9 protein-coding genes are annotated in these 6,752 nt (G+C 43.7%); 7 read left to right on the top strand and 2 right to left on the bottom strand.

The genetic code is table 11. The annotated features are described in order from the left end of the window. The first annotated feature begins 28 nt into the window (after nt 1-28). From Q0668_RS12890 to Q0668_RS12860, 7 genes are all read left to right on the top strand, one after another. Complete coding sequence (locus tag Q0668_RS12890) at nt 29-445, top strand: SxtJ family membrane protein (RefSeq protein WP_298865260.1); 417 nt, start codon at nt 29-31, stop codon at nt 443-445. Between the two features lie 53 nt (nt 446-498). Beyond that, entirely contained in the window at nt 499-723 is a 225-nt protein-coding gene (locus Q0668_RS12885) for a DUF5989 family protein (RefSeq protein WP_298865257.1), read from the top strand. A gap of 203 nt (nt 724-926) precedes the next feature. Further along, nucleotides 927-1,340 (top strand): carboxypeptidase-like regulatory domain-containing protein, encoded by a 414-nt coding sequence (locus Q0668_RS12880; RefSeq protein ID WP_298865254.1) that lies wholly within the window; start codon nt 927-929, stop codon nt 1,338-1,340. 104 nt (nt 1,341-1,444) lie between these two features. Then, nucleotides 1,445-2,398 carry a DUF1559 domain-containing protein gene (locus Q0668_RS12875; RefSeq protein ID WP_298865251.1) on the top strand — a complete coding sequence of 318 codons (954 nt, stop codon included), beginning with the start codon at nt 1,445-1,447 and terminating at the stop codon, nt 2,396-2,398. Between the two features lie 539 nt (nt 2,399-2,937). Then, a complete protein-coding gene (locus Q0668_RS12870) occupies nt 2,938-3,351 on the top strand; it encodes a carboxypeptidase-like regulatory domain-containing protein (RefSeq protein ID WP_298865249.1) in 414 nt (137 codons plus the stop codon). Nucleotides 3,352-3,493: 142 nt separating this feature from the next. Further along, nucleotides 3,494-4,453 (top strand): DUF1559 domain-containing protein, encoded by a 960-nt coding sequence (locus tag Q0668_RS12865; protein ID WP_298865243.1) that lies wholly within the window; start codon nt 3,494-3,496, stop codon nt 4,451-4,453. A 202-nt stretch (nt 4,454-4,655) separates the two neighbouring features. Next, nucleotides 4,656-5,243 (top strand): TlpA disulfide reductase family protein, encoded by a 588-nt coding sequence (locus Q0668_RS12860; RefSeq protein ID WP_298865240.1) that lies wholly within the window; start codon nt 4,656-4,658, stop codon nt 5,241-5,243. 103 nt (nt 5,244-5,346) lie between these two features. Here the strand turns inward: Q0668_RS12860 and Q0668_RS12855 are convergent, their stop codons facing one another. Both Q0668_RS12855 and Q0668_RS12850 read right to left on the bottom strand, forming a co-directional pair. After that, nucleotides 5,347-5,817, bottom strand: a complete 471-nt coding sequence (locus Q0668_RS12855) for a carboxypeptidase-like regulatory domain-containing protein (RefSeq protein WP_298865237.1) — start codon at nt 5,815-5,817, stop codon at nt 5,347-5,349. Between the two features lie 85 nt (nt 5,818-5,902). After that, on the bottom strand, nt 5,903-6,752 hold an 850-nt coding region (locus Q0668_RS12850), incomplete at its 5' end, for a DUF1559 domain-containing protein (protein WP_298865234.1).

Here is a 6,752-nt window from a genome sequence, read left to right as displayed (position 1 = left end):
TATTTGCCTCTAGTTGAATCAAATTAAAATGGCCCTCACCGAAATCAATTGGACTCCAACAAAACGCGAATTAAGAATCTTTGCCTTGGCGCTGACGGTCCTGCTCTGCTTAATTGCAGCATTCAACTACAATGCCACTGAGTCGATTCCTGTTGTTGTAATATTGGTGAGTGCGGCAATATTACTGTCAGGGACAGGCCTTATTTCCCCTCAACACATTCAGCCGATTTACATAACCTGGATGGTTCTATTTTACCCCGTCAGGTGGATTGTTTCCTGCCTTTTGATTGCTATGGTATATTATCTGGTCATATTTCCGATTGGAATGACGCTACGTATTTGTGGCCATGACCTGGTCGCCAGGCGATTCGATTCTGAGGCGACATCTTACTGGAAAGTAAAAAAAACAATTCGCCAGGAAAAAGACTACTTTCGACAGTTCTGACTTCATCCGGAACTCAATGAAATCGAGAAGCATCAAATCACGGGTAATCTAAAATGACAGATCAAATAGATGAAAAACAATCCCAACCAGAGAAAAGCTCAGCTCAGTTCCTGGCCCAGTCAGAGGGAACATCGTCAGGCATTCTTGCTGAATTCTGGGTCTTTTTATGTCATAACAAAAAGTGGTGGTTGGCACCGATCATCATTGCACTCCTTTTAATCGGGTTGTTGGTCCTGATCAGTGGCAGTGCCATCGCACCATTTATCTACCCTATATAATAAGGCGAAGAGACTCGCCGGACTTGATCATCAGACCACCCTAGTCAAGCTTGCACACTTAGTCATTTTTGTACACATACCATATATATTAAAACTGTTTCTTTATATTATTTTAAAAATATTCTTTTCTTTTTAACGTCGCATTGATAGCCTATAATGTTGTCCAATATAATTTCTACCCCCTCAATCGTAGGAGACTCCCGGTGCCCCGCTCTTTACTTTCTATTTTTATGCTCTCGCTCATTATGTTTTATGGTTGCGGCGGAGACCCTACAGCTGAACTCGGTAAACCCCTTACAGTCTCCGGAACAATCACATTGGATGGTAAGCCATCTGCCAATGTTGAAATCATTATGAAACGACTTGATGCAGGAGCTCCTGCTCAAAATCGCCAGTTTGCAGCTGTCACTGATTCTGAAGGAAAGTATTCTCTGGAGAATGTTTTCCCTGCCAGTTACGCCGTCATGGTCAATGAGAAGAAAGATGAAAACGGAGAGGAAGAAGGCGCGGCAGCCATTGAAACCGGACCCTATAAAAAATATGGCGTCAACAGTGAATTAAAAGCTGACGTGACTGATTCCAAAACCACCTTTGATTTTGAGCTCAAGTCAAAGTAGAAACGATTGTCAGAACATAATTTCATTATACAGTATTGCTACAAGCGATATTACTTACATGATACATTTTCATTTTATTTATTAAATCGAAGGAGACACTTCAGATGAAACGTAAAGCATTTACATTAATCGAACTCTTGGTTGTGATTGCAATCATAGCCATCCTGATTGCATTGCTGTTACCAGCTGTGCAGCAGGCCAGAGAAGCCGCCCGCCGAAGTACTTGTAAAAACAACATGAAACAAATCGGCCTGGCACTCGCAAACTATCTCGACAGAACCATGGAAGTATTTCCCAGAGCGACCATTTCACCGAATGGCCGGGGTTGCTGTTGCGGAAGTTATAGTGCTTCAGCACTCAACACCACAGGCATTCCACATAGTTTTCATACTATGCACACCATGCTGCTGCCTTACATTGATCAAGCCAACATTTATAACAAGATGGATATGAGCCTGCGTTTCGATCATGCAAGTAACAAGGCTGCTATCGACACGCAAATCCCTGTCTACATCTGCCCCAGTGACAATCGTACCAGCGACAAGAATACGACTGGTGGAGCAACACACAATTATCCGGGAGCGGGCTCAACCCATCCTTATGGTTTTTGTGGATACCATGGTACTTCTGGTGTGTTTGCCGAACGAAATGGAATGATTAATGAAGCTGGTACAGCACTTATTCACCCAGCCATGAAATTAAAACTGATTACCGATGGAACTTCAAATACCATTTCCTTTTCCGAGTTTGCTCAGAACAGAACAAAAACGGCTGGATGTGGTTTTACTTCGGGCACGTCTCAAGGTAAATACGGCTGGGCTCAACCTGCCGTCGGTGGTACAGCCTACACAATTCGCGCTGGATCTACACCTAACGGATGTAATGGAACAAGTACCAATGGCTCCAACTCTGGAATCGCACGCAGCTATCACACAGGTGGAGTACACGCGCTGATGGTTGATGGCTCTGTCCACTTTGTGTCTGACAGTATTGACGGGCCTACCTGGCAATATCTGCACTCATTTAACGACAATCAGGTAGTCAGCATTAACAAGTAATTGATACGGAATTCGACAGAAGATCACTGAAGTGAATTTTGCCTGTTGTTGATTCAGCGCATGCAAAATAACCAAAGTCATCTTTCAGAGTTCATCTCGTCTACCAGCATCCTTTCCAGATCTCACATCTGGAAAGGATGCTTTTTTATTTGCTACACATAAAACCGTCCTCTCGGCTGGAGTTCCGTATTTCCCAAATACTGGGAGGCCATGAGATGCAACCAGCGCATTGAGTCGCCTCATTCTTCACTTCGCCATTTCTCCAATCAAATCAGGTGGTTCACGCAATCTCACATCGACATTGATCAACCAAACTAAAATGCCAGATCCTGTCAAAGCAGTTCTCAAAATCTAGAGGCAAATTTCATTTGATCTGCGTTTGATCGTGTTACTGTGCCCGCTCAGTAGCATATTTCAAAAGAAAATATCCATAATATAATTTAGTGATTTTTCTTTTCTTTCTGAAAATAAATTGTTATTCTATAAATCACATGTCTTAAATTATTATTTTCTGCTTATTCAATCGCAGGAGATCACCGGTGAGCCGCTCTTTACTTTCTATTTTCATGCTCTCGCTCATTATGTTTTATGGTTGCGGCGGAGACCCTACAGCTGAACTCGGTAAACCCCTTACAGTCTCCGGAACAATCACATTGGATGGTAAGCCATCTGCCAATGTTGAAATCATTATGAAACGACTTGATGCAGGAGCTCCTGCTCAAAATCGCCAGTTTGCAGCTGTCACTGATTCTGAAGGAAAGTATTCTCTGGAGAATGTTTTCCCTGCCAGTTACGCCGTCATGGTCAATGAGAAGAAAGATGAAAACGGAGAGGAAGAAGGCGCGGCAGCCATTGAAACCGGACCCTATAAAAAATATGGCGTCAACAGTGAATTAAAAGCTGACGTGACTGATTCCAAAACCACCTTTGATTTTGAGCTCAAGTCAAAGTAGAAACGATTGCCAGAACATAATTGATTCATTTTTTATCAGGATCAAGCTAACTGAAAACAAGCAATACATAAAGTTTTACTGGAAGCACAATTTTTTTCGGAAGATTATTTTTCATTCCTTTTACATGAAGGAGACACTTCAGATGAAACGTAAGGCATTTACATTAATTGAACTCCTGGTTGTGATTGCGATCATAGCCATCCTGATTGCATTGCTGTTACCAGCTGTGCAACAGGCCAGAGAAGCGGCCCGGCGAAGCACTTGTAAAAACAACCTGAAGCAAATTGGATTAGCACTCGCAAACTATCTCGATAGAACATCGGGGGTTTTCCCAAGAGCGACGATTTCACCTAACGGTCGAGGATGCTGTTGCGGAAGTTATAGTGCTTCAGCACTCAACACCACAGGCATTCCGCATAGTTTTCATACGCTGCATACCATGTTGTTACCCTACCTTGATCAGGCCAATGTTTATAACAAGATAGATATGAATCTACGTTATGATCATGCAAATAATAAGGCTGCCAGAGATACACAACTCCCAGTCTATATTTGCCCCAGTGACAATCGTACCAGCGACATGCATTCGACTGGTGGAGCAACACACAATTATCCGGGAGCAGGATCAAACCATCCTTACGGTTTTTGTGGCTTGCATGGTACAACTGGTTCAGGTACAGGTGTCTTTTCTGAACGAGCCGGCCAGCTAAACGAGGCTGGTACCGCACTCACGCATCCTGCAATGAAATTAAGGCTCCTTACCGATGGAACATCCAACACCATTTGTTTTTCTGAGTTTGCTCAGAACAAAACTAAAGTAGATTGTAATATCGGTGGTACAAGTCAGGGCAAATATGGCTGGGCTCAACCCGCTGTGGGTGGAACGGTTTATACCATCAGGGAAATTTCCACACCAAACGGATGTAATGGAACCAGTACTAGTGGTTCTAATATAGGTATTGCCCGTAGCTACCATGCAGGAGGGGTACACGTATTGATGGTGGATGGTTCTGTCCATTTTGCATCTGACAGTATCGACGGATGGACTTGGAGATACCTGCATGCGATTAGTGACAATCAAGTAGTCAGTATCAATAAATAGCTGATTTGTATTTCATCGAGAGATCACTGAATTTGAATTCACCTGCTGTTAATTCTGCAGGATCAAACAAAGTGTTCTTTCATTGATCGGATCATTTATCAATCTACGTCCTTTCCAGAACGTACATCTGGAAAGGACATTTTTTTACTCTGTCTGTTTCGTTAATAATTCTTGTTATTTTAAATCTATAGTAATCCCTGCCATGACTCAAAACTTCATCCTGATCTCAATCATGCTCTGTTTTCTACTTTCGTGTCAGCGAGGTACACCTGACACTCAGGAGTCCGATCCAGAACCGCTTTCCAGACCGGAGGCGATCATTTCCAAATTACCACCCGTCCAAATCAATCTACAAGAGATTACACCGACTGGTTTAAAAGCTGAAATTGAAAAGCATAAGGGAAAAGTCGTACTGCTTGACTTCTGGGCACTTTGGTGCCCGATGTGCCTGGAGTCATTTCATCATCTGAGTGAATGGCATCTGAAGTACGCAGAGCAAGGACTGGTGATCATCACAATCAGTCTTGACGAAGACAATCCAGAGAACCAGAAAAAAGTGATTGAATATCTGCAAAAACAACGGGCACCTTTTGAAACATTCATCAGTCGAGAAGGACCTACTAAGGAAACAATGCGCGCTTTTAAAATCGACGGTGGGGCGCTACCACACTGCCAGGTTTTCAATCGAGAAGGAGAACATGTCATTAGTTTAGGAAACTACAATCCCAATCAAATTTATGGTGAGCCAACAATTAACGCTGCTTTAGAAAAAGAGTTTTCTCAGCCTTAGGTACTTTTTCTGAGAGGAAAATAATCCCTATACAAGATGAAATCATTCGTCTGCAAGGAACTGCAGAAGCCTCACAGACTCAGTAACACAAAGTCTGTTGACGTCACTTCTTTTTCTTAACTTTCAATTCAAACGGAAACTCTCCCCCCTCTGCAGAGACCTTCGCTGTCAAAGTAGTTTTGTCGACGCTACTATAACGCACCGGTAGTGCTTCCTCTGCCCCCGCTGTAATCGGAGCAATATCACTACCCGGCTTATATGGTGTACCGTCGCTCGTTACCAAATGATTAATCACAACCCGATACTCCCCCGGTGGAACACCTTCTGCACCACGGATCTGTTTGAGTGTATATTTTCCCGATGCATCAGTCAGCCCTACACACTCAACGCCTTTTGTGGAGCCGCTTGGCACAAAGGTCACTGTCGCAAACTCCAGAGGATTTCCATCCAGGCTTACTACTCCCATAACGGGTGCCGTTTCGGGGAGTGGACTGGAATCAGTGCTTCCTCCGCATCCTGATACCCCAAAAACCAGGATGCAGAGAGAAAGACGATAACAAAACTTGATAAACATAAGTCTGTTTTCCCTAATTTATACAGTAATAATATTCTTCGGAAAAATTATTTCGAGTGAACCGGAGCGAACTATCAATGAACGATTACCATTCACCAAGTACTTTCCCATCAGCCATCCTCGCAAGATTCTGCCGTATGGTGGTGTCAAGATTTTCACTTACAAAGTGAACCGAACCATCTGCTAACAGGCAATGCATCCCACCCACATGAAAACTTCCCGCATACGACCAACTCCCCAGCTTTCCCTGAGGGAGTTCTGGTGGAACCGAAGTGGAGTAATAAAAACGATTGATCGGGTAGGAAACCAGATTCAAGCCAACCATGACGTGACCCCGATACCCCCAGGCATTTGTCCCACCATTGTAAACAGACCGAGTCGTTTCGGCCATCATAATGGTATTACTGGTGCCGTCTTTGACATCGTTAAATTTACATTTACTGTTATCTCCAAACATACAGCGGCTTGTCGACGCAATCGCCGACCAGTTATCACAAACGTTGTAATAGGTCGTAGTAGAGAAGTCATAGTTTGTTTTTGCACCGCCGGTTCCTGTATTAGTCGAAGAGATCCCGTAGTGTGCGGTCGGATATGTAATTATCTCAGCAGCACTATCCGAAGGACATAGAAAAGCAGTTATTTTGTTTTTTACAACAGCGGCATTTCCGTTTGCAACAGGGTCATCACCAGCGGAAAAAGTACCAGCTGAAGTATTCGTGTAGAGCGTCGCTGCGCCGCTGGAATTATACTGATTATACAGAACAGCTTGATCGAGGTAGGGCAACAACATCGTCAACCCGGTGGCATTCAGTTTGGGGGTTGTACAGCGGCCAATATGACCGGGAGGCAGCACTCTAAATGTATCGTGATAATTATGCAGCGCCAGGCCAAGCTGCTTCATATTATTCTTACATGTTGAACGGCGGGCAGCCTCG

This window comes from uncultured Gimesia sp. (assembly GCF_937910335.1).
Taxonomy (GTDB): domain Bacteria; phylum Planctomycetota; class Planctomycetia; order Planctomycetales; family Planctomycetaceae; genus Gimesia.
The sequence above is the reverse complement of the archived record's forward strand: the minus strand, read 5'-3'. Positions and strand labels throughout refer to the sequence as shown.

Excerpts from the sequence above, each read along its gene's own strand:
- Q0668_RS12890 (WP_298865260.1), top strand. The coding sequence starts at position 29 with ATGGCCCTCACCGAAATCAATTGGACTCCAACAAAACGCGAATTAAGA.
- Q0668_RS12885 (WP_298865257.1), top strand. The coding sequence starts at position 499 with ATGACAGATCAAATAGATGAAAAACAATCCCAACCAGAGAAAAGCTCA.
- Q0668_RS12875 (WP_298865251.1), top strand. The coding sequence starts at position 1,445 with ATGAAACGTAAAGCATTTACATTAATCGAACTCTTGGTTGTGATTGCA.
- Q0668_RS12865 (WP_298865243.1), top strand. The coding sequence starts at position 3,494 with ATGAAACGTAAGGCATTTACATTAATTGAACTCCTGGTTGTGATTGCG.
- Q0668_RS12860 (WP_298865240.1), top strand. The coding sequence starts at position 4,656 with ATGACTCAAAACTTCATCCTGATCTCAATCATGCTCTGTTTTCTACTT.
- Q0668_RS12855 (WP_298865237.1), bottom strand. The coding sequence starts at position 5,817 with ATGTTTATCAAGTTTTGTTATCGTCTTTCTCTCTGCATCCTGGTTTTT.